Source organism: Corynebacterium xerosis NBRC 16721 = ATCC 373, from assembly GCF_001552415.1.
Lineage (GTDB): Bacteria > Actinomycetota > Actinomycetes > Mycobacteriales > Mycobacteriaceae > Corynebacterium > Corynebacterium xerosis.
Genome location: NZ_BCRD01000001.1, coordinates 304,606 through 327,135, shown reverse-complemented (window position 1 = coordinate 327,135; position 22,530 = coordinate 304,606). Strand labels below are relative to the sequence as shown.

The window sequence follows — 22,530 nt, the reverse complement described above, 5'->3', positions numbered from 1 at the left end:
GAGCCGTGGGCGGCCCGCCGGGCCCCGGGGTCAGCCGCCGGAGAGCAGATGCTCGCCGAGATAGGGCAGCGCGAAGGCGAGATGCCCGTACTTCGGCGCCCGGACGAGCTCCCGTTCGATCAGCCGCGCCCGCCGCGGCGACAGGCCCTGCGGCGTCAGGCCGAGTTCGGCGGCGATGTCGCCGGTGGCCACGGCGTCTTCGCCGGATTCGGCCATGAGCCGGGCCATCGCGTCGAGGACGATGCGTTCGCCGTCGGGCACTCCCCGCAGTGAAGGTCGATGGACCTGCGCGCCCATCCGGTCGATGGCCCGGTCGCGGATATCGGATACGTCGGCGGAGGTGATGGCCGGCCCGTCGTCAAGCGAGGCCCGGGCCCACGCCAGCGAGCCCACCAACTGGATCAAATACGGGTACCCGCGGGAAATGTCGGCGGCCGATTCGGCGGCGTCGGCGTCCATGGGGCGGCCGCCGTCGGCGGACGTGCGGCGCAGCGCATCGATGGCGGCGTCGCGGTCCACGGGGCCGAGGTCCAGGCGTTCGGCGCGGCGCAGGAACGTGGTGCCGTCGCGGGAGAGCAATTCATCGATGCCGTGCGGCAGGCCGGCGGCGGCGAAGGCGACGTCGAAATCATCGCGGACCAGGTCCTGGTAGGCGGTGGCCAGCTCCTGCATGGCGGCGGGATCGGCACTCTGGACCTCGTCGACTGTGATCAGCAGACCAGTGCCGCGAGCGCGCAGATGCGCCGACAGCTCCCGCAGGCGAGCGATGAGGGTCGGCGCCGGGCGATCGTCGGCGGGCGCGGAGACGTTGATCGAGCCGATGCCCGTGATCGACGCGCCGGTGACGGCCCGGCGCGGCGGCTCATCGGCGACGTCGGCGATGAGGCCGGGCACGGTGGTGCCCACCAGATCTGCGATGAGTGATTCGCCGACGTGGGCGCGCGCGATGACCCATCCCTGGGCGCGGGCGACGTCCTCGAGCTCATTGAGCAGCACGGTTTTGCCGATGCCCCTCGCCCCGCTGACCAGGATCGCCCGGTAGGGGCTGCCCGGGCCCTCGGCGAGCGCGAGTTCGAAATCGGCCAGCAGGCGATCGCGGCCGGCGAGGACCTGCGGCGATACGCCGAAAGTCGGCCGGAAGGGGTTGCGGGGCCGTCCGGCCCCCGTCCTTTCCACCATCTCCGCCGTCTCCTCGCGTTAGATCCGTTATATCCGGAGTTTCATTGTAGATCCGTTAGATCCATGTATCCGGTGTAGATCCGTTAGATCCCCCTAGAGTCCCCTAGAGTCCCGTCTCCAGGACGACCTGCAGGATCTGCCAGCACACCAGCAAAGTGATGAGGGTGATCAGCACCGCCCATACGCCGCGGTACTTCATGAACAGGTTGTCCCCGTGCGGGTCGCCGTCCGGGGCTTCGCCGCGCTCGTGCATCGGCCGCGGGTCGGGGCTGCCGTCCCACTGGGGCCGCGGGTCGGGGCCGCCGTCCCACCGGGGATCGGATTCGTCGTCTCGTCGCTGCGGTTCCATGCGCCCCATCATGCCGGAATCGCGATCGCGCCGGAGTCCGGTGGCCGCCGATCACCCACCGCTCACCCATCGCCGATCCGTCCCCCCATCCGTCACCGCATCGCCACCACCCCATCACCGGCCCGCCGCCGATCCGACGCGGCTGATAGCTTCGGGATCATGTCGCTCGACCTGCTCGACCCGGATAATCCCGCCCTCTCCCCCGTGTCCCCGAAGCTGGCGACGGCCCGCCGGATCACGGCGGCCATCTGGTATCTCCCGCCGCTCATCGCCTTCGCCGCGCTGGCGGTGTTTCTCCACGTCCTGTGGTGGATCGGCGCCGCGGCGGTCGCCGTGGTTTTCATCTGGAACCTGTGGCTCATCGGCCGCCAGGTCTCCGCGCACCGATACCGCGAGGACGACGAGGACATGATCGTCGCCCGCGGCCGCTGGTGGCGCTCCGTCACCGTCGTCCCCTACGGGCGCATCCAGTTCATCGACATCGACGAAGGCCCCCTGCTGCGGCTTTTCGGGTTGGCCACGGTCAAGCTCAACACCGCCTCCGCCACCTCCGACGCGCAATTGGCCGGCCTGCCTCGCGCCGATGCCCGGGCCCTGCGCGAGCGGCTGTCCGAACGAGCCCGCGAGAGGATGGCCGGGCTGTGACCGGCCCCGTCGGACCCGGCCGCCGCCGTGTCCATCCCGTCACCCCGCTGCTCGTCGGCGCGCGGGCGTTGGCCGCGGCGATTGCCGTCATCGCGTTCAACGTGGTCCAGCAGTCGTCGTCCCTCGGCGACCTGGTCGACTTCGTCACCGATTCGGGCCCGCTCGTCTGGCTGGCCGTCACGGGCATTGCCCTGCTCATCATCGCCATCACCGCCGTCCTGTCCTGGGTGTCGTGGAAGTACCGCTTCTTCGAGCTTGCCGACGACGAGGTCCGCATCGGTTCCGGCTGGCTGATCCGGTCCCGGCGCACGGCCCGGTTCGACCGGGTGCAGGCCGTGGACATCAACCAGCCGCTGCTGGCGCGCATCGCCGGTTTGGGCGAAGTGAAGGTGGAAACCGCCGGCGGCAAGGATTCCGAGCTGACCATCCGATTCCTGACCATGGACGATTGCCGGGCGGTGCGCGCGGCGGTCCTGGCGGCCAAGCGGGAGGCGGTCGATGCGGAAGTCGGGCCCAACGGGCCCACCGGGTCCGCCGGATCCGCCGGGGGCTCCCTGCCCGCGGGGACCGCGGCCACGGACCCGGCCACGCCGACCGGCCCCGGCCATCCGGAGGGCAGCACCGCTCCCGTCGACCCGGCGCGGGAAACCCCGCTCCACGGCCCCGTGCCGCCGGACCGTCTCTTCGTCTCCGCGGCTCTCGGCCCGGGCCTGCTGGTGCTGCTGGCCGCGCCGATCATCTTCTTCGGTTCCTTCGCCGCCATGACCGCCTTCGGCCTCGTCGAAGGCGTGTCCGTCGGCGAGGCCATCGCCTTGACCTTCGGGGCCATCGCCGGCACGTCTTTCGTAGGCGTCGCGGTGTTCCTCGTCGGCATCGTCGCCTCCGTCTGGCAGAAATGGAACCGTTTCCACGGGTTCACGCTGTCCGCCGACGACGACGCAGGCCGCCTGCAGATCCGAGCCGGCCTGACCGCCACCCGCCGACAGACGATCCCCGTCCGCCGCATCCACGCCCTCCAGATCATCGAGCCCGCCTGGTGGCGGCCGGTGAAATGGGCGATGGTGCGCATCAACGTCGCCGGATACGCCGGCGAAGGCTCCGAAGTATCCACGACCCTGCTGCCCGTGGCGCCGCTCGACGACGCCGACGCGATCGTCGACGCCGTCATCGGCCGGGCCACCGGGATGGCCCACGCCCCTTCCGAGGCCCGCTGGGCGACTCCCCGCCGCGCGGTGTGGATCTCCCCCATCGACTGGCGCAACCAATCCGTGCGCATCACCCCGCGCGCGCTGGTCGTCACCTCCGGCCGCCTGCACCGCCGCCGCGCCGTCATCCCGTGGTCGCGGATCCAAGGCCACACCCTCCGGCGCGGCCCGATCACCCGGGCGCTGTCGCTGGTCGACGTGCGCATCGATCTCGTCGGCGGCCCCGTCACCGTCACCGCGGCGCAGCTCGCACCGGACGATGCGGAGCGCCTGACCAGGGTGCTCGACGAACGGCGCGGGGCGTGAGGCCGTCGTAAAGCGGCAAACCGGGGACGCCCACCTGCCGATGCGGGCACCTGCCGGCCGAAACCGGGCACCCGCCGGGGCCCCGACCCCGACCATCGGAGTCAACCCCGAGGAAGCATCTGCGGATTGACCGGCGTTTCCCTACCCTGGTCCCCATGCATGATTGGTACCGCAGCGCGGTGTTCTACGAGGTTCTCGTGCGCGCGTTCAACGACTCGGACAACAACGGCTCCGGGGACATGAACGGGCTCCGGGAAAAACTCGACTACCTGCAATGGCTCGGCGTGGATTGCCTCTGGCTCCCGCCGTTCTACGACTCGCCCCTGCGCGACGGCGGTTACGACATCCGCGACTTCCGCGCGGTGCTGCCCGAATTCGGCACCGTCGAGGACTTCCGCCTGTTGCTGGAGGAAGCCCACTCCCGCGGCATCCGCGTGATCACCGACCTGGTGATGAACCACACCTCCGACAGCCACGAATGGTTCCAGCAGTCCCGCATGGACCCCGACGGGCCCTACGGCGACTTCTACGTGTGGACCGACGACCCGGACACCTACTCCGGCGCGCGCATCATCTTCGTCGACACCGAGGAATCGAACTGGACCTACGATCGGGTCCGCGGCCAGTACTACTGGCACCGCTTCTTCTCGCACCAGCCGGACCTCAACTACGACAACCCGGCCGTGCAGGAGGCGATGATCGATGTCCTGCGCTTCTGGTCCGACCTCGGCATCGACGGCTTCCGCCTCGACGCCGTGCCGTACCTCTTCGAGCGAGAGGGCACCAACTGCGAGAACCTGCCCGAGACGCACGACTTCCTGAAGAAGTGCCGCGCGGTCATGGACGAGGAATACCCGGGCTGCGTCCTGCTGGCCGAGGCCAACCAGTGGCCCGAGGACGTCGTCGAGTACTTCGGCGACCCCGAAGTCGGCGGCGACGAGTGCCACATGGCGTTCCATTTCCCGCTGATGCCGCGCATCTTCATGGCCGTGCGCCGCGAGTCCCGCTTCCCCATCTCCGAGATCCTCGAGTCGACCCCGGACATCCCGTCGTCGGCGCAGTGGGGCATCTTCCTGCGCAACCACGACGAGCTGACGCTGGAGATGGTCTCCGACTCCGAGCGCGACTTCATGTACGCCGAGTACGCCAAGGACCCGCGGATGAAGGCCAACATCGGCATCCGCCGCCGTCTGGCGCCGCTGCTGGAAAACGACCGCAACCAGCTCGAACTGTTCAACGCGCTGCTGCTGTCGCTGCCCGGCTCGCCGATCCTGTACTACGGCGACGAAATCGGCATGGGCGACAACATCTGGCTCGGCGACCGTGACGCGGTGCGCACCCCCATGCAGTGGTCGCCGGACCGCAACGCGGGCTTCTCCCGCTGCGACCCGGGCCGCCTGTACCTGCCGACCATCCAGGACCCGACGTACGGCTACCAGGCCATCAACGTCGAAAGCCAGATGAGCTCGTCGAACTCCCTGCTCAACTGGGTACGCCGCATGGTCCACGTGCGCAAGAAGTACCGGGCCTTCGGCCTCGGCGACTTCCGCGAGCTCGACAACTCCACCCCGTCGGTGCTGACGTACCTGCGCGAGTACGACGACGAGCGGCTGCTGTGCGTCAACAACCTGTCGAAGTACCCGCAGGCCGTCGAGCTCGACCTGTCCGAGTTCGCCGGCGCCATTCCGGTGGAGCTGACCGGTTCGGTGCCGTTCCCCGAGATCGGGGCCGATTCCTACCAGATCACCCTGCCCGGCCACGGCTTCTACTGGTTCGAGCTGCAGACCCCGCCGGAGGCACCGGTGATCGCCGCGTCGTCGGCGGCGCCGACCGTGCCGGTGGCGCAGGCCATTTCCGACGCCCCGGTGCCCGCGACCGCCGGCGCGCCCGATGATTCCGATGAGCGAGAGGCGAATCGATGACCGACAACGGAAATTCCCACCCCACCTCCGGCGATCTCGGCGGCGGCGCGTCCGCGGGCCCGATCGGCGAGGGGTTCACGCTGCCCGACGCCGATCTGATCGCCTCGGAGCTGGTCCGCACGCTGCCGCTGCACCGGTTCTTCGCCGACAAGGCGGCCGGCATCGACGGCCTGGACGTGCTGGTTCACGCGCCGGCGGTGCGCGGCGACACCGAGTCCCCGGACGTGGACCTGCTGTTCGTCCGCGTGCACAGCGGCGGCGCCTCCCCGGCGTACCTGCTGCCGATCGCCTGGGGCGACGCGCTGCCGGCGGCGCACGAGGATGCTCTGCTCGTCGCCGGCGAGGGCGTGCTGGGCTACGACGCCCTGGTCGACCCCGCCGCGGTGACGGCGCTGGGCCGGGCCCTCGCGGCGGACGGCGCGCTGGGCCCGATGGTGCTGAAGAAGGTGCCCGGCGCCGAGCTGCCGGTGCCCGAGAAGGGCCGCCCGATGGGCGTGGAGCAGTCCAACACCTCCGTCATCTTCGACGACGAGGTGATGATGAAGGTCTTCCGCCGCCTGCACCCGGGCGTCAACGCCGACGTGGAGCTGCTGGCGGCGCTGTCGGCGGCCGATTGCGCGTCGGTGCCGCGCCTGTACGGCTGGGCGGAGCTGGAGGTCGACGGTGAGAAGTACACCACGGCGATGCTGCAGGAGTTCGTGCCCAATTCCGCCGACGGCTGGTCGATGGCCCTGACGTCGGTGCGCGACATCATCCGCGAAGCCGACCTGCAGCCGGAGGATCTGGGCACCGCCTTCGGTTTCGAGGCGGCCGCGCTGGGCGCGGCGGTCGCGGAGGTCCACGAGAATCTGGCGGCGGCCGTGCCGGTGCGCGGCCGGGTGTCGGGCGAGGAGCTCGTCGCCCCGATGCGGGTCCGCCTGGCCCATGTGGCCGGGCTGGTTCCGCAGGTCAATGAGCTTTACGACGCTGCCGAGGCGGTATTTGAGAAGGCCGCGGAATCCGTCGACGACGACGGGGTTCCGGTGCAGCGCATCCACGGCGACCTGCATCTGGGTCAGGTGCTGCGCACGCCGCGGCATTGGCTGCTCATCGATTTCGAGGGTGAGCCGTCGCGACCGTGGGACGAGCGGCGCTTGCCGGATCACCCTTTGCGAGACGTCGCCGGCATGGTGCGGTCCTTCGATTACGCGGCGCACTACCCGCTGCTGACGGGCCGGGAGGATTCCCGCCAGCAGCGTTTCCGCGTCGCGGAGTGGGCCGACCACAACGTGGATGCGTTCCTGGAGGGGTACGCGTCGACGTCGGGGCGCGATCCCCGAGACGAGGCGGCGCTGCTGGATGCGTTCATCCTGGACAAGGCGATCTACGAGTGCCTGTACGAGGCCCAGAACCGCCCGGGCTGGCTGGAGCTCCCGTTGGCCGCGGTGGCGAGGTTGCTTGACACCGAATAGACCGCTTGGTCTATAGTGGCGGCAGGTCCAGAGTTGCGGCGGGCTGCACGAGCCCCGGGACTTCATCGCCGCACGGCAACCGCGGTTCGAGCCTCGGTGCCCTCCCGGGAAGACCGGCCACCGCCGGATCTCCGGCGGTCGGAAGAACTCGACCGGGAGGAACCCGCCATGCGCGCCATCGACGCCGCCACCACCACGAACTCGTCCACGAGCCCCGCCGCGAACGCCATAGCGACAGCAGCCGCGAACGAGCCCCGAATCGCGCCCCAGAACACCACGGGCCGCCACCACTCCCCCTCCGACGCCCGCCGCCTGCGCTTCGCGGCGGCATGGCATCGCCGCAGCACAGCCGGCACCACGGCCGACCCGTCACTGCGCCCCGCCTACACCGCACCGATCGCCGCGCCGGAGGCCCCGCCGGCCGACGCCCTCGTCGTCACGCCGCAGTCGCTGGATGCCGCCGACGACGGCGAGCGGCTCATCGCCATCGCCCCGGACGGGCGGCGGCTGCACTTCTTCCATGACGGCCTTTTTCGGTGGTCGACGCGCACGGCCGCCGAGATCGTCGTCGACGCCGACGTCGCGCCCGGCCCGTCGCCGCGCCGCCTATGGGTCCGCCATCCCGACAATGGGACATGGTGGACGGATGCGGCCGTATGCCACTTCATCGACTGACCGCTCCCGGATCGACCGACCACTCCCGGCACCGATGCCCGGCCACCCCAATGTCCGACGGCCCCGACAAGGGCCATGGCCGCACCGGACCGCGATACGTCAGCAGCCACTGACGGGTGTTATGGTCAGCACATGCTGACCATTGCCCCGCGTCTCGACGTCATGCACCGCCTCGGCCGCGCCATGGCCGATCCGACGCGATCGCGCATCCTCATGACGCTCCTCGACGGCCCCGCCTACACCGGCGCCCTGGCCGACGATCTGGAGCTGACCCGCACCAACGTCTCCAACCACCTTGCGTGCCTGAAGGACTGCGGCATCATCTTCGCCACCCCGGAAGGCCGCCGGACCCGGTACGACATCGCCGATCCGCACCTGCGCAAGGCGCTCAACGATCTCCTGGACGTCACGCTCGCCGTCGACGCCGACGCCCCCTGCCTCGACCCGTCCTGCCCGGTGGAGGGCTGCTGCGACGCGAGCACCACCGCCGACGCCGACGCCGACCCCGGGTCCGAGCCCGAGCCCGAGGCCGAACCCGCAACCGAGGAGACCGTCCGATGACCTCGGCCTGCGGCTGCTCGCACGTTGCCCCCGAACCCACGGACTTCTCCGAGCCGGAGGCCCCGCCCACGCCCTGGTGGTGCGATCGGGAGGTCCTCGTCCCGGTGTTCTCCGGCGTCGCGCTGGTCGCGGCGTTCCTGATCGGCCTCGCGGCCCCCGACGCCACCGAATCCGCCTCGTCGGCGACGCTGGGCGGCGCGTGGACGCTGCCCGACTCGGCCGCCGGCGTCGCCTCGCCGGCGCTGTATTGGCTCGCGCTGCTGCTCGGCGCGTCGACGTTCGTGCCCGGCGCGCTGACCGGCCTGTTCCGGCATCGCCGCCTCGGCATCGGTCTGCTCATGACCATCAGCGCCATCGGCGCCGTCCTCCTCGGGTACGTCGCCGAGGCCGCGGCCCTGGCGTTCCTGTACTCCATCTCGGAGGCTCTCGAGGACAAGGCGATGGACCGCGCCCGCCGCGGCCTGCGTTCGCTGCTCTCCCTCATCCCCGACACGGCGACGGTGATCGACCCGGATTGCGGTTCGCGCCGCACCATCCCCGCGCGCGAGATCCGTCCCGGCATGCGGTTGGCGGTGCCCGCGGGTGGGCGGGTGCCCACGGATTCTTTGCTTGACGACGCCCACGCCACCGTCGATTCCTCGTCCGTGACGGGCGAGTCGATCCCGGTCGAGGTCGCCGCCGGCGACGAGATCATGGCAGGCGTCATCGCGGTCGGCGCCCCGATGACGGTGACGGCGACCGCGCCCGGCGACGACAATTCCCTGACCGCCGTGGTGCGCCTGGTCGAAGACGCTCAGGCGGAGAAGGGCGACCGCGCCCGCATCGCCGACCGCATCGCCCGGCCATTGGTGCCCGGCGTGCTCGTGCTGGCGGCGGTCGTGGCGATCATCGGTTCCCTGCTCGGCGATCCGGTCGAGTGGATCACCCGGGCCCTGGTGGTGCTGGTGGCCGCCTCTCCGTGCGCGCTGGCCATTTCAGTGCCGGTGACCGTGATTTCGGCCATCGGCGCGGCCAGCCGCTTCGGCGTCGTGGTGAAGTCCGGTGCCGCGTTCGAGCGGCTCGGCGCGATCGGCCGCGTCGCCATCGACAAGACCGGCACCCTGACCCGCAACGAACCGACGGTCACCGCCGCCATCGCGTCGAAGCCCATGCGCGAGCGGGGCGTCACCGCCGATGACGTCCTGGACTGTGCGGCGGCCCTGGAACGGCATTCGACGCACCCCTTGGCCGCCGCCATCACGGCGGGAGCTCTCCGACGGGAGGCCGGAACACCCGGGGCCGACGGCGCCACCGAACGAGTCGATGCGGCCGAACGAGCGGCCACCACCGAACCCCCGATCGCGGTCGATGTGCGGGAACGTGCGGGCACGGGACTGACGGGCACCGTCGGGGGCACGGCCATCGCCGTCGGCAGCCCGCGCAACCTCGACCCCGGCGATCTCCGCGACGAGGTGCACCGGCTCGAAGCCGACGGCAACACCGTGGTCGTGGTCCACCGGGACGGCGAACCCGCGGGCATCATCGCCGTGCGCGATGAACTGCGCCCCGAAGCCGCCGAGACCGTCGCCGCACTCGAGCGCGCCGGCATCGGCGTCACCATGCTCACCGGCGACAACCGCCGTGCCGCGCATGCGCTGGCAAAGCAGGCCGGCATCGGCGACGTCCGCGCCGAACTGGCCCCGCGCGACAAATCCGATGCCGTGACGGAGCTGGCCGCCGCCGGGCACGGCCGCGGCCAGGGCGTCGCCATGATCGGCGACGGCATCAACGACGCGCCCGCGCTGGCATCGGCCGACATCGGCATCGCCATGGGCGCCACCGGCTCCGATGCCGCCGTCGAGTCCGCCGACGTTGCGTTCACCGGCCATGACCTGCGGTTGCTGCCCAAGGCTCTGGAACATGCCCGCCGCGGCCGCCGGATCATGGAGCAGAACATCGGCCTGTCCCTGCTCATCATCGTGGGGCTGCTGCCGCTGGCACTGACCGGCGTCCTCGGCCTGGCGGCGGTGGTGTTCATCCACGAAGTCGCGGAAGTGGTGGTCATCCTCAACGGGCTCAGGGCGGCGAAGGCGGAGATCTGACTCCCGGGTGCCGGGCATCACCCGACCCGAGGGAATACCCTCCACCGGGCCCGGGTTATATGGGGTTGGCCGTTCGCGGCCGCGCGGCAACCCCCGCGCCCGCCCCTGGGCCGGTTCCCGGATCAATGCCCCGCCTGCCTCCACCCCCGACAGGAGCCCTCCCGTGAATTATCTCGCCAGGATCCTCGGCACCACCAAGGTGCTGTGGCCCTTCTACGTGGGCATCATCATCAGCTCGATCGGCACCGCGATCGCCTCGCTGGTCAGTCCTTTCCTGATCCGCGACGCCACGGACACCATCGTCGACGCCATCGGCGCCGGCGACCCGGACACGGTCGCCCGCGCGGTCACGGCGATCGTCTGGCTGGCCATCGGCCTGCTCATCGCGGACCTGGTGCAGACCGTCGTGCACAACCTCGGCGGCTACCTCGGAGACGTGATGACCGCCCGCATGCGCGAGATCCTGTCCACCCGCTACTTCGCCAAGCTCCTGTCGCTGCCGCAGCGCTACTTCGACGACCAGGTCACGGGCACCATCATCGCCCGCCTGGAACGGTCGATCACCAACGTCACCCAGTTCCTGCAGTCGTTCTCGAACAACTTCTTCCCCATGCTGCTCACCGTCTTCGCGGTGCTCGGCATCACCGGCTGGCACTACTGGCCGCTGGCGCTGCTGCTGGCGACGGTCTTCCCCACCTACATGTGGCTGACCACGCTGACGTCGAAGCGCTGGCAGAAGATCGAAGGCAAGAAGAACGAGCAGGTCGACATCGCCGGCGGCAGGTTCGCCGAGGTCGTCGGCCAGGTCAAGGTCGTCCGCTCCTTCACCGCCGAGGTCCGCGAGGTCGACGACTTCGCCGGTCACTACGACCGCACCGTGGGCCTGACGCGCGAGCAGTCGTCGTGGTGGCACCGCATGGACGCCCTGCGCGGCGGCCTGCTGAACCTCATCTTCTTCGGCATCTACCTGCTGCTGTTCCTGCGCACGCTCCACGGCGACTTCACCATCGGCACCATGGTCATGCTCATCCAGCTGGTGAACATGGCCCGCCAGCCGGCGATGATGATGAGCTTCCTCGTCGACGCCGCGCAGCGCGCCGTCGCCGGATCCCGCGACTACTTCGACGTCATGGCGCTCGAACCGGAGGCGTCCGCGCCGAAGGAACTCGTCGCGGCCGCCGCCACCGACGGCGGCGGAAACGCAAGCGCCGGGTCGTCGTCAAGCGAGGGCGAGGACGGCGCGGCAGCCCGCACCGCCCCGGCCCGCCTGGCCCCGCCCGCCGACGGCTCGCCGGTGATCGACCTCGACGACGTCACTTTCGCCTACGAGGACGGCAACCCGGTGCTCGAGGGAGTGACCTTCAGCGCCGGCCGCGGCGAGAAGGTCGCGCTGGTCGGCGAATCGGGCGGCGGCAAGTCGACGCTGGTCAACCTGATCCTCGGCTTCTACCAGCCGACCGGCGGCGCGCTGCGGGTCTGCGGGGCCGACGTGCGCGACGTCGACATGGGCGAACTGCGCAATTCGGTCGGCGTGGTGTTCCAGGACGCGGCGCTGTTCTCCGGCACCATCCGCGAGAACATCGCCTACGGCCGCCCCGACGCCACCGACGCACAGATCGAGGACGCCGCGCGCCGCGCCAACGCCGACGCGTTCATCCGCCGCTTCCCCGACGGCTACGACACCACCATCGGCGAGCGCGGCCTGAAGCTGTCCGGCGGGCAGAAGCAGCGCGTGGCCATCGCGCGGGCGATCCTCAAGGACGCGCCGGTGCTGCTTCTCGACGAAGCGACCTCCGCCCTGGACACCAAGGCCGAGCGCGAGGTGCAGCGCGGCCTGGAGAAGCTCATGGAGGGCCGCACGACGATCATCATCGCCCACCGCCTGTCCACGATCTCCAACGTGGACACCATCGTCACGCTGGATCAGGGCCGCGTCGGCGAGGTCGGCTCGCCCGCCGAGCTGGCGGTGTCCGGCGGCATCTACGCCGAGCTACTGAAGCTCACGGCGTCGGCCTCGGCGGCCGACCGCAAGCGATTGAAGCAGTTCGGCCTGGAGGTGTAGCCGGGCGGGACGGGGGCCCCAGGGGCGGGAAGTACGGTCTGCCCGGGGGCCTACGCCGCCCGGTCGACCCAGGACACCAGGTCGCTGCCCAGGATCTCCGGGCGGCGGGGGCCGTCGTACGCGAACAGGGTCACGTAGTCGGCGAAGGTGAAGGAATCGGCGGCGTCGTGCTGGTGGGCGGCGGGGGTGGCCAGTGCGGCGGTCATGTCGGTGGACTCCGGGGTTCGTGGTCGGCTGTCTGCGTTCGCTTTTCGACGAGGACGTCCGCACGGCGACCGATGGAGAAGGGGCCCTCTCGGGGCCGGCGCTACGGTCGCGGCGCGGACGAATGACAGCTGCACATCGACGACGACGGAACCGCACGATGAATGTTCGCGTGGACCATCGGGTGCTCCTTTCGTCGATGCGTCTGCCCGGGAATCCGGGGCCTTCCCCGGCGGGATGCCGGGCGTTCCCGGCGACTGATGAACAACTTAGTCTAGTTTTGCGCCGGGAGTAAACCCCTCGCCGGAAAAACACGGACGATCGGCCCGTCACCTCCCCCGATGCGGGGGCAGCGCGGGTCCTTCATGGATTTTCCGGGGCGGAGCCGTCCAGGTCGACGACACCTGCGGTCGGCGACAGCGGACCCGACCGGTACAGACCGGTCTAGTCACGACCAGTTACGGTCGCGGCACGATGTAGCGGCCGGCGGCGGGCACGGCCTCGACGGAGACCGGCAGCGTGGCCATCAGGTCCCCGTCGGCGTAGGCGCGGTGGCCGCCCACGCCGAGGAACTCCACGCGCGCGGCGCGCGTGCGGTGGACGGTGACCTCGTCGACGTCGACGTGCTCGCCCGTGAAGACCTTGGAAAACGTCATGGCCGCCTTCGTGCGCGACGCCTGGCCGATGACCGTGATGTCGAGCAGGCCATCGGAATGGTCGGCGGTCGGGCAGATCTTCATGCCGCCGCCGTAGCTGCGGGTGTTGCCGAAGGCCGCGAGGATCATCGGGGCGTCGAGGACCGTGCCGTCGTCGAGCGTGATGCGGAAGGGCAGCGCGTGGAAGTTGAGGAACTCGGCGAGGATCGCCAGGTTGTAGCGGCTGCGCCCATGCGGCCAGGTCATCTTGTTGACCCGGTCGGAGACCAGCGAATCGAAGCCCGAGCACATCACGGTGCCGAACCAGCGGGCCGTGCCGTCGTCGGCGGTGATGCGGCCCAGGTCCGTGGTGATGGAGAATCCGTCGGCGACGACGTCGGCGGCGGCTTCCGGGGAGCTGGGCAGCCGGTACTCGCGCGAGTGGTCGTTGCCGGTGCCGGCGGGGATGATGCCCAGCGGCAATCCGGTGCCCGCCTGCACCTGCAGCGCCAGGTTGACCATGCCGTCGCCGCCGACGACTACCAAGGCGTCGACACGCTCATCTGCGGCGACCTCCGCCAACAGGGACTTCGACGCATCTTCGTCGCGCCCCTGGACCGCGACCACGGACACCCCCCGCTCCGTCAGCCTGGCCATGGCGCGCTCGGCCGCGTGCGCGGCCCGGCCATGGCCGGCCCGGGGATTGGTGACCAGCGCGACCGCGCCGATTTCGGTCATCCCCATCGGGTACTTTTCGGGATCAAACGTCACGGCACCAGTTTGCCAGGATTCATGATCCCCGCGGGGTCGATCGCGGATTTGATCCCGCGCAGCACCGCGACGCCCACCTCCCCGATCTCCTCGGCCAGGTACGGGCGGTGGTCCGCACCGACCGCGTGGTGATGGGTGATCGTGCCGCCGCCGTCGATGATCGCCCACGACGCAGAGTCCTTGGCCCGGCGCCACTGCCCGCGCGGGTCGTCGGACTGCGCGCCGATGACGGTGAAGTACAGCGACGCCCCCGTCGGGTAGACGTGGCTGATGTGGCACAGGACGAACGCCGGAGCCGGTGCGAGGGCCTCCGTCACCGCCTCCCCCACGGCCGCGTGCAGCGCGGCGACGTTCGACCAATCGGTGGCGGTTTCCAGCGTCTCGCACAGTGCGCCGGCGTCGAGCAGCGCGTCGCGCAGCACCGGCGCCCCGAAACGCCCGTGCTCCCACGCCTCGGCGGGGGCGGGGCCGGCGGATTCGCCGCCATTGGCTTCGAGGATCTCGCGGGTCCGCGCCATGCGGGCCTCGACGTCGGCGTCGGACCCCGCGGGCCCCTCGTACATGGTGATGCACAGGCATCCGGGGTTCATGTTCATTTCGCCGATGGACTCGGTCGCCCCCGCGAGATTGACCATCGTCTCCGGCTCGTCCGACAGGCGGATGACCGTCGGCCCGGCCCCCAGCTGCGCGACTTCGCGGACCCCGGCCGCCCCCGACGCGAAGTCGGGGAACCGGAAGGCCTCGTGGCGCACGACCTCCGGCTTGCGGTGCACGCGTACGCGCACCTTCGTGATCACGCCGAACGCCCCCTCGGAGCCCAGGAACACCTCGCGCAGGTCGGGGCCGGCGGCGGAGGCCGGAGCGGCGTGGCCCGCTTCGACGATGCCGGTGGGCGTAACGACGGTCAACGCCCGCACCATTTCGTCGAACCTCCCGTAGCCGGCGGAATCCTGTCCCGACGAGCGCGTCGCCGCGTAGCCGCCGATGGTGGCGTAGGGGAAGGACTGCGGGAAGTGCCCGAGGGACCAGCCCTTCTCCGCGAGCAGCTCCTCGGCCTCGGGGCCGGTCAAACCGGCTCCCAACGTCACCTCACCGGAGACCTCGTCGAGGTCCTCCACCCCGCGGAAGCTCCCGAGATCCAGCGAAATGACGGAGGAGAATTCACCGCGGACGGGATTCACGCCGCCGACGACGGACGTGCCGCCGCCGAAGGGAACGACGGCCACTCCGCGCTCCGCGCACAGTTCGAGGACCTCGAGCACCTGGTCCTCGTCCGCGGGGGCGACGCACGCGTCGGGGGCGGCCACGACGTCGCCGGACCGCCACTCGAGCAGGTCGAGATAGGACTTGCCGCGGGCACGGCCCACACGCTGATCGCGGTCCGTCGACACCGCGGCGGCACCGACGATGGCCTCCAACGCCTCCCGGTCGGCGTCGGAAAGCGAAGAGTCGGTCAACCGCACGTCGTCGAGCTCCGGCCGGGATCCGGAATCCGCGTCGATGCCCAGCATCGCCGACAGCAGGCCGCGCGAGCCGTCGCCGAGGGGGCGCGCCTCATCGGGGGTGCCCCACAGGAAAGGATGCATGGGCGGGGCGATGATGGGGTGCACGGATCGCGACATGGTCATGCGACCAACTCTAACCCACGGCCGTAACAGTTAAGTAAGTTATGTAACCGGCCATAGGTGCGCGCGATTCCGTGCCGCCGGCTAGGCGGCGCCCCGACCCGACACCCGGATCCGACCGCCCCGCCACGCCACGCCCTCCCCGACCCGACCGCCCGCGAAACGCCGAAGGAGCCCCGATGAGCGACACCGCCCTCAACGCCGAACGCCGCGCCCGCGAATGGGCGGAGCTCGAGGCCGGCCACCGGCCCGACCTGCTGGTCATCGGCGGCGGCGTCACCGGCGCCGGCATCGCGCTGGACGCGGCGGCGCGCGGACTGGACGTCACGCTCATCGACGCCCACGACCTGGCGTTCGGCACGTCGAGGTGGTCGTCGAAGCTGGCCCACGGCGGGCTGCGCTACCTGGCATCGGGCAACGTCGGCATTGCCATGCGGTCGGCCCGCGAACGCGGCACGCTCATGGAGGTCACCGCCCCGCACCTGGTCCGGGCGCTGCCGCAGGTGGTGCCGGTCCACGATTCGGTCGCGCCGAAGAGCCTGATCCCCCGCGTCGGGTTCTTCCTCGGCGACCTGCTGCGCGCCGCGGCGGGAACGTCGCCGAAGACGCTGCCGCGGTCGCGGACGGTCAGCGCCCGCCGCGTGGCCGAACTGGCCCCGACGGTGCGCCGCGAGGGGCTGAAGTTCGGCTTCGTCAACAACGACGGGCAGCTCGTCGACGATGCCCGCCTGGTCATCGCGCTGGCCCGCACCGCCGCCGGCCACGGCGCGAAGGTTCTGACCAAGGTCCGCGCCACCGGGGCGACGGGCTCGGGAGCCACGCTCCGCGACGACGTCTCCGGCCGCACCATCGACGTGCGCGCCGGAGCGGTGGTCAATGCCACGGGCGTGTGGGCCGGGCAGTTGGCCGACGGCATTTCGGTGCGCCCCTCGCGCGGCACGCACCTGGTCGTCGACGCGGCGAGGCTGGGGAACCCGACGGGTTCGTTGACCGTCCCGGTGCCGGGCAGCGTCAATCGTTTCTGCTTCGTGCTGCCGGCTCAACTCGGCCGCGCGTACATCGGGCTGACCGACGAGGCCTCCCCTGGCCCGATCCCCGACGTCCCCGAGGTCCCGGAGGCGGACATCGTCTTCCTCCTCGACGTGATCAACCGGGCTCTGGCCGTGCCGTTGACCCGCGACGACGTCGTCGGCGCCTTTGCCGGTCTGCGCCCGCTCATCGACGCCGGCGACGGCGACACCGCGGACCTGTCGCGCGAGCACGCCATCATCGTCGGCGACGACGGGCTGATCACCGTCACCGGCGGCAAGCTGACCGAGTATCGGCTGATGGCGGAGCAGGCGGTCGACGGGATCGTCGCACGGCTGTCGGGGGCCGCGGACGCGCGGGGCGGGGCCTTCCGGGATTGCTTCACGACGAACCTGCCGCTGGTCGGAGCGCCGGGCGCAGACGACGAGTCGGGGCGCATCCGGCGACCGTCGTCGCCCGCGTCGGCGTCGGAGCCGCTGCCCGAATCGCTGCCCGAATCGCTGGGGCGAAGGTACGGCGCGGAGGCCGAGGCGGTCGTGGCGGCATGCGCCCTGGAGCGGCCGCTGGATCCGGTGGCGCCCGGCATCGACGTGGTGCGCGCGGAGTTCGCGTGGTTCGTCACGCACGAGGGCGCGCTCGACGTCGGCGACATCCTCGACCGGCGCAGCAGGATCGGCCTGGTCGACGCCGACCGGGACGCCGCCCTGCCCGCCGCGGAGGAGGCGCTGAGGTTGTTCGGGCGGTGATGCGGGGCCACCCCCGGCGCAATATAGACCCCTCGGTCTACTTTCGTCGGTTCCGGGTGTATCGTGGCCCGCATGCCTGACGTGACCTTCCCCAGCATCGAGACCCTGCGCGCCCGCGGCACGCTGAAGTGGACCGCCTACCCGGATGACGTCCTGCCCCTGTGGGTGGCCGAATCCGACGCCGCCACCTGCCCCGCCGTCATGGACGCCGTGCGCGAAGCGGTCGACCGCGAGTACTTCGGCTACCCGCGCCGCAGCGTCGCCGACCTCGCCGGGGCCACGTCCGATTGGTACGCCGACCACTACGCCTGGCGCCCGTCCGCCGACCGCATCCACCCCGTCGCCGACGTGGTGCGCGGCGTCACCCTGGCGGTGCGTCACCTCACCCGCCCTGGCTCGGCCATCGTGCTGCCGGTGCCCGCCTACATGCCCTTCTTCGAGGTCGGCCCGGCCGCGGACCGCGAGATCGTCCACGTGCCCACCCTCCCCGACGGCCCCGACCCGGCCGCGGTGGAAAAGGCCTTCGCAGACGGCGCCGGCAGCCTGATCCTGTGCAACCCGAACAACCCCCTCGGATTCACCTTCACCGCCGAGCGACTGCGCGAGCTGGCGGACATTGCCGCGAAGTACGACGCCCGGATCATCTCCGACGAGATCCACGCCCCGGTCGTCCTGGACGGCAACCACGTGCCCACCGCGTCGGTGTCCGATGCCGCGGAGGCCGTCACCGTGACGGTCACCGCCACCTCGAAGGGCTGGAACACCGCCGGCCTGAAGTGCGCGCAGATCATCCTCAACGAGGCCGACGACGCCACGTGGCGCGGCCTGGCCCACGTGATCAAGGAGGGCGTGTCCACCCTCGGGATGGTCTCCGCCACTGCGGCCTACCGCGACGGCGGCCCGTGGCTCGACGAGTTCAAGGACGTCCTGCGGGCGAATTTGGACACCATCGAGCGGCGCCTGCCCGAGATCGCCCCGGGTGCGGTGATGAACCGGCCCCGGGCCTCGTACCTGGCGTGGATCGACTTCCGCGGCGTCGACGGTCTCGTCGATCGCGACGGAAATCCCGTCGAGCCGCAGAAGTGGCTGCTGTCCAATGCGAAGGTGGCCCTGAACCCCGGCCCCGCGTTCGGCGAGGGCGGCGAGGGCCACGTGCGCCTGAACTTCGCCACCTCACCCGAGATCCTCGGCGAGGCGCTCGACCGCATCGGCGCGGCCCTGGCGAAGTAGCGCCGCCGCCACGCAAAGCGACCCCCGAAAGCGGATGCTCCGGGGGTCGCGGCCGTCGGGGGCGGGTGGTGGGGCGGGACCTGCCCGGGAACCGGGGCCAGGGGCCGGGAACCTAGACGGGAACGCCGTTGACGGTCAGCGAACCGTCGGGGTTGACCGTCACGTCGGCGGCCATCGCCGCGGCCATGTTGATGCGCACGTGGGACGCGCGCCCGTCGGTACGGTCGAGCGGGTAGCCGGAGTCGATGGAGGTGGCGGCGAGCACACGGTTGCGCTGCTCGTTGGTGAGATCCGGGTGCGTGGTGGCCAGCAGGCCCGCGTAGCCGGCGGGCACGGTCACCGGGACACCGGCTTCGCCGACGCGCTTGAAGCCGTAGGTCATGCGCTCGGTGTACTGGGCGACGGCGGCGTCATCCGACAGGTAGGGCACGTCGCGGGCGGCGCACTCGGCGATCGTCCCGCCGCAGCGCCACTCCAGCTCCGCACGCACTTCGGCGGCCGCGGCCTGGATCAGCCCGCGGAACTCCGGATCCGACCACCGATCGGCCGCGGCCTGATTGCCCATCATGCGCCCGCCCATGACATCGAGCGGGTAGTGCACGCCCATGACCAGGCGCGACTGACCGGCCTCGGAGGAACGGGCCTGAATCTGCGGGGCGACCTCGGGCAGCATCATCGACATCAGCGTCGCCGTCCACGCGGCCTTGTTGGTGTGGCCGGACGGGTAGGACGGGGTGGTCGAGTACGGGTCGTCGTCGCCGGGCTGATCGCGGTAGTAGCGCTCGATCCGGTCGGGGGCGACGACGAACGGCCGGTCGTAACCGTAGGTGTACTTCTCCGCGAACGACGACGACGCGATTCCGCCGGCGCGCGCCAGGTTGCCGGACATCAGCGCCGTCATCTTCGGCAGCCGCCCCTCGTTCACCGCGTCGCGGAAGTGACCGCCGAGCTCCTGGCCGAAACCGGCGGAGAGGTTGACCAGCGGGTCGTCGTGGTCGTCGGCGAGCGCCAGCAGCTGGGCCTCGCGGTCATCCTTCGCGGCATTGTTGATCTTGACGACGATCTCGAGGTTCTCGTCCATGACCTCCGGGTGGTTCTCCCGCAGATCCACGAAGGGGTGGACGACCGAGTGGTAGAAGATCCCCTCGTCGGAGGCATCCGAGCGGTACGCGCGGGCGATGTAGTCGGCCGGGAACGGCTGCGGGATCGGCGCCCCGTTCTCGTCGGCGGCCACCTGCTCGCGGCCGGGCAGGAAGCTCGGCGGCCCCACCGGGGGCAGGCCCGTCACACCCGGCAGCGCGTCGCCGGTCGCGCCGGGGACGGCGTCGCCGACGGCACCGGGCACCGCATCATCGCCGCCTTCCGGGGCGATGGCGCCGGGGACGCCCGGAATCCGGTCGCCGCCGATGCCCGGCAGGCCATCGCCCGCGGGCAGGCCCGGGATCAGATCCTGGGCGCCGGCGGCCGGGGTCAGCGGCAGGGTGACGGCCAAGGCGGTGATGGCGGCGGCGGAACGCAGGCCGGCGCGGACGAAACGGCGGGAACCGATCTTCACGGTGCGGGTACTCCTGTGGCGTGGTTCGATTTCTCGAAGACTTCGGCGGCGACGCACGCCGCCGCCACGAAACGCGGGACGAGGGCAGTCGCCGGGAACTCAAGCACCCTATCGCGCCGTTCTTTCCAATTGGCGGCAATCCGTCAACGACACGGTGAACCGCAGATTAACGGAAAGCCACATGTTCGGGCCCCGCCGAAACATCCCGGGGATTCCGCGAACCGGCGTGCGGCGCCTCCCCCGGGCGAACGACTCGCTCGAGGTTGGCGCAGCCCCTACCTGGATTGGAAAGCCCTCTCCTCCGGGTGGACGCCCCCTACTTGGAGTAGTCGTAGAAGCCGATGCCCGACTTGCGGCCGAAGCGGCCGGCCTCGACCATGCGCTTGAGCAGCGGCGGAGCGGCGTAGGTCGGCTCGGCGTACTCGTCGTACATCGCGTCGGCGATGAACTTGACGGTGTCCAGGCCCACCATGTCGGCCAGGGTCAGCGGGCCCATCGGGTGGGCGCAACCGTTGACCATGCCCGCGTCGATGTCTTCCTTGGTGGCCACGCCGTCCTGCAGCATGCGGATCGCGCCGAGGATGTACGGCACGAGCAGGGCGTTGACGATGAAGCCGGAGCGGTCCGTCGCCTTGATGACGGTCTTGCCCAGGGCCTCGGAGGCGTAGGCGTGGGCGCGCTCGGCCTGCGTCTCGCCGGTCGACAGGGTGACCACGTGCTCCACCAGCGGCAGCACCGGCACCGGGTTGAAGAAGTGCAGGCCCATGACGCGCTCGGGGCGCTTGGTGGCCGCGGCGATCGACTGGATCGGCAGCGAGGAGGTGTTCGACGCCAGGATCGCGTCGGGGTCCTCCATGACCTCGTCGAGCTGGGAGAAGACGCTGGCCTTGACCTCGGGGTTCTCCACGATGGCCTCGATGACCAGCTGGCGGTCCTTGAAATCGGCGAACGACGTCGTCCAGGAGATGCGGCCCAGGATCTCGTCGCGGGCGGATTCCTCCAGCTTGCCGCGGGAAACGGCCTTGTCCAGGGACTTCTCGATGCGGGCCTTGCCGCCGTCGAGGAATTCCTGCTTGGCCTCCCAGACCAGGACGTCGCTGCCGGCCTTCGCGCAGACCTCGATGATGCCGGAGCCCATCTGGCCGGCGCCGACGACGCCGACGCGGGTGATTTCATTCGCCATGTTCGTGTTCACTCCCGTGGATTGCCGTGACGAGGCGATCCCGCCGGGAGCCCTCCCGGGATCCCGCGTGATCGCGCTCACTTTTCTCCCCACCACGTTACCGGCGATTCACTCGCCCCGCGCCGAAACGGGAGCTTCGCCCCCGATGGCGCAGCGGTGGCACCCCGATGGCACCCGGGGCACCGCCCCGCTCGTTGCCCCGATCATTGCCCCGATCACTGCCCCGGCAGGGACACGAGCCTCGGTTCCAGGGCCTTGAAACGCTCGGTGGAATCGCGCGCCACGTCGGCGATGTCGGGATCGCCGGCCTCGATCAGGCCTTCCCACGTCGTCCGCAGGCGCGGAACGTGCGTGCGCACCAGATCGCCGAAGGCTTCCTCCGCCCGGGCACCGGAGGCCCCGAGCACCGCATCGATCTCCTGCCGGGAGATCATCGACGAGCCCCCGTCCGCATCGAGTCGGCCGACTTGTGTCTCCAGGATCCCGCGCAGCTCCCCGGCCGCACCCTTCGTCTCGCCGGACACGGCGCCGTCGGACTGCACGTGCTCGGCGGCGCGCAGCAGCTCTTCGGCGTCGGCCACCAGGTGCGCGGCGCGCTGCTCGGCGACGCCCTCGTCGGCGACCGACGGCGCGGAACCTTGCGGCGCGTCCTGGTTGCCGACGGTGCTCGGGTCGTAGCCGCAGCCGGTCAGGGCGAGTGCGGCGGCCACGCCGGCCGTCGCAAAGCCGAGCCGGAACCTGCGGCCGCCCCGCGCCGAACGGGACCGGGTCACTTGACCTCCAGCTCCCCCATGCGGTCCCAGCCGTCCTTGCCCTCGAGGGTCTGGGACACGATGCGCGGGGTCTCGGTCAGCAGCGGCTTGATGGTGTCCATGGACGCCTTGAAGTGATCGGAGTTGACGTGCGCCTCGGCGGCGTCGTCATCGAACGCCTCCACCAGCACGTACTCGTTGGGGTCCTCGACGGAGCGGGACCATTCGAACCACTTGTTGCCGGGCTCCGCGCGGGTGGCGGCGGTGAAATCGGCGACGTGGGTCATCCACTCGTCGGCGTACTCGGGCTTCACGGGGAACTTGACGACGATGAAAATCATGACGCCAGCATACGTGCCCCCGC

At 70.8% G+C, this 22,530-nt stretch carries 19 protein-coding genes and 1 riboswitch; of the genes, 10 read left to right on the top strand and 9 right to left on the bottom strand.

Annotated elements, in window-relative coordinates; genetic code table 11:
- Positions 1-30 precede the first annotated feature (30 nt).
- Both CX1_RS01540 and CX1_RS12490 read right to left on the bottom strand, forming a co-directional pair.
- Positions 31-1,179 carry an ATP-binding protein gene (locus CX1_RS01540; protein ID WP_060925165.1) on the bottom strand — a complete coding sequence of 383 codons (1,149 nt, stop codon included), beginning with the start codon at positions 1,177-1,179 and terminating at the stop codon, positions 31-33.
- A 103-nt stretch (positions 1,180-1,282) separates the two neighbouring features.
- Positions 1,283-1,528 carry a hypothetical protein gene (locus CX1_RS12490; protein ID WP_162488628.1) on the bottom strand — a complete coding sequence of 82 codons (246 nt, stop codon included), beginning with the start codon at positions 1,526-1,528 and terminating at the stop codon, positions 1,283-1,285.
- Positions 1,529-1,687: 159 nt separating this feature from the next.
- Between CX1_RS12490 and CX1_RS01530 the strand changes: the two genes are divergently transcribed.
- From CX1_RS01530 to CX1_RS01500, 8 genes are all read left to right on the top strand, one after another.
- A complete protein-coding gene (locus CX1_RS01530) occupies positions 1,688-2,173 on the top strand; it encodes a PH domain-containing protein (RefSeq protein ID WP_046651583.1) in 486 nt (161 codons plus the stop codon).
- Positions 2,170-3,684, top strand: coding sequence for a PH domain-containing protein (locus CX1_RS01525; protein ID WP_060925164.1), 1,515 nt, complete (start codon positions 2,170-2,172; stop codon positions 3,682-3,684). The genes CX1_RS01530 and CX1_RS01525 overlap by 4 nt, the downstream gene beginning before the upstream one ends.
- Positions 3,685-3,839: 155 nt before the next feature.
- On the top strand, positions 3,840-5,606 hold the full coding sequence (gene treS, locus CX1_RS01520; protein ID WP_052753058.1) for a maltose alpha-D-glucosyltransferase: 1,767 nt from the start codon (positions 3,840-3,842) through the stop codon (positions 5,604-5,606).
- Positions 5,603-7,057, top strand: a complete 1,455-nt coding sequence (locus CX1_RS01515) for a maltokinase N-terminal cap-like domain-containing protein (protein ID WP_113570096.1) — start codon at positions 5,603-5,605, stop codon at positions 7,055-7,057. The genes treS and CX1_RS01515 overlap by 4 nt, the downstream gene beginning before the upstream one ends.
- A gap of 24 nt (positions 7,058-7,081) precedes the next feature.
- A riboswitch (SAM riboswitch) is annotated at positions 7,082-7,210 on the top strand.
- A 15-nt stretch (positions 7,211-7,225) separates the two neighbouring features.
- Positions 7,226-7,732, top strand: a complete 507-nt coding sequence (locus CX1_RS12160) for a hypothetical protein (RefSeq protein WP_046649715.1) — start codon at positions 7,226-7,228, stop codon at positions 7,730-7,732.
- A 132-nt stretch (positions 7,733-7,864) separates the two neighbouring features.
- Positions 7,865-8,293, top strand: coding sequence for a Cd(II)/Pb(II)-sensing metalloregulatory transcriptional regulator CmtR (gene cmtR / locus CX1_RS01510; protein ID WP_082718973.1), 429 nt, complete (start codon positions 7,865-7,867; stop codon positions 8,291-8,293).
- Entirely contained in the window at positions 8,290-10,374 is a 2,085-nt protein-coding gene (locus CX1_RS01505; RefSeq protein WP_046649716.1) for a heavy metal translocating P-type ATPase, read from the top strand. The genes cmtR and CX1_RS01505 overlap by 4 nt, the downstream gene beginning before the upstream one ends.
- Before the next feature lie 163 nt (positions 10,375-10,537).
- On the top strand, positions 10,538-12,436 hold the full coding sequence (locus CX1_RS01500) for an ABC transporter ATP-binding protein (protein ID WP_046649717.1): 1,899 nt from the start codon (positions 10,538-10,540) through the stop codon (positions 12,434-12,436).
- A 50-nt stretch (positions 12,437-12,486) separates the two neighbouring features.
- On the opposite strand, the gene CX1_RS12155 is transcribed toward CX1_RS01500, so the two are convergent.
- The 3 genes from CX1_RS12155 to CX1_RS01490 all read right to left on the bottom strand — a co-directional run bounded on the left by CX1_RS12155 (position 12,487) and on the right by CX1_RS01490 (position 15,674).
- Positions 12,487-12,642, bottom strand: a complete 156-nt coding sequence (locus CX1_RS12155; protein WP_155867459.1) for a hypothetical protein — start codon at positions 12,640-12,642, stop codon at positions 12,487-12,489.
- 456 nt (positions 12,643-13,098) lie between these two features.
- A complete protein-coding gene (locus tag CX1_RS01495; protein WP_432264141.1) occupies positions 13,099-14,019 on the bottom strand; it encodes a diacylglycerol kinase in 921 nt (306 codons plus the stop codon).
- 23 nt (positions 14,020-14,042) lie between these two features.
- The gene (locus CX1_RS01490) at positions 14,043-15,674 is read right to left on the bottom strand and encodes an FAD-binding oxidoreductase (protein WP_046649718.1); all 1,632 of its coding nucleotides are present in this window, start codon (positions 15,672-15,674) and stop codon (positions 14,043-14,045) included.
- Between the two features lie 176 nt (positions 15,675-15,850).
- Here CX1_RS01490 and CX1_RS01485 point away from each other — a divergent pair, with 176 nt between their 5' ends.
- Together CX1_RS01485 and CX1_RS01480 are read left to right on the top strand one after the other, a co-directional pair.
- Positions 15,851-17,446, top strand: coding sequence for a glycerol-3-phosphate dehydrogenase/oxidase (locus CX1_RS01485; RefSeq protein ID WP_060925163.1), 1,596 nt, complete (start codon positions 15,851-15,853; stop codon positions 17,444-17,446).
- Between the two features lie 72 nt (positions 17,447-17,518).
- A complete protein-coding gene (locus CX1_RS01480; protein ID WP_046649719.1) occupies positions 17,519-18,676 on the top strand; it encodes a MalY/PatB family protein in 1,158 nt (385 codons plus the stop codon).
- A 112-nt stretch (positions 18,677-18,788) separates the two neighbouring features.
- Here CX1_RS01480 and CX1_RS01475 read toward each other — a convergent pair whose 3' ends face one another.
- The 4 genes from CX1_RS01475 to CX1_RS01460 form a co-directional block, all read right to left on the bottom strand.
- Positions 18,789-20,231, bottom strand: coding sequence for a phosphatase PAP2 family protein (locus CX1_RS01475; protein ID WP_060925162.1), 1,443 nt, complete (start codon positions 20,229-20,231; stop codon positions 18,789-18,791).
- A gap of 316 nt (positions 20,232-20,547) precedes the next feature.
- Complete coding sequence (locus CX1_RS01470) at positions 20,548-21,414, bottom strand: 3-hydroxybutyryl-CoA dehydrogenase (protein ID WP_046649720.1); 867 nt, start codon at positions 21,412-21,414, stop codon at positions 20,548-20,550.
- Between the two features lie 215 nt (positions 21,415-21,629).
- On the bottom strand, positions 21,630-22,187 hold the full coding sequence (locus CX1_RS01465) for a hypothetical protein (RefSeq protein WP_046649721.1): 558 nt from the start codon (positions 22,185-22,187) through the stop codon (positions 21,630-21,632).
- Complete coding sequence (locus CX1_RS01460; RefSeq protein WP_046649722.1) at positions 22,184-22,507, bottom strand: putative quinol monooxygenase; 324 nt, start codon at positions 22,505-22,507, stop codon at positions 22,184-22,186. Before CX1_RS01460 ends, CX1_RS01465 begins: the two co-directional genes overlap by 4 nt.
- Positions 22,508-22,530 lie beyond the last annotated feature (23 nt).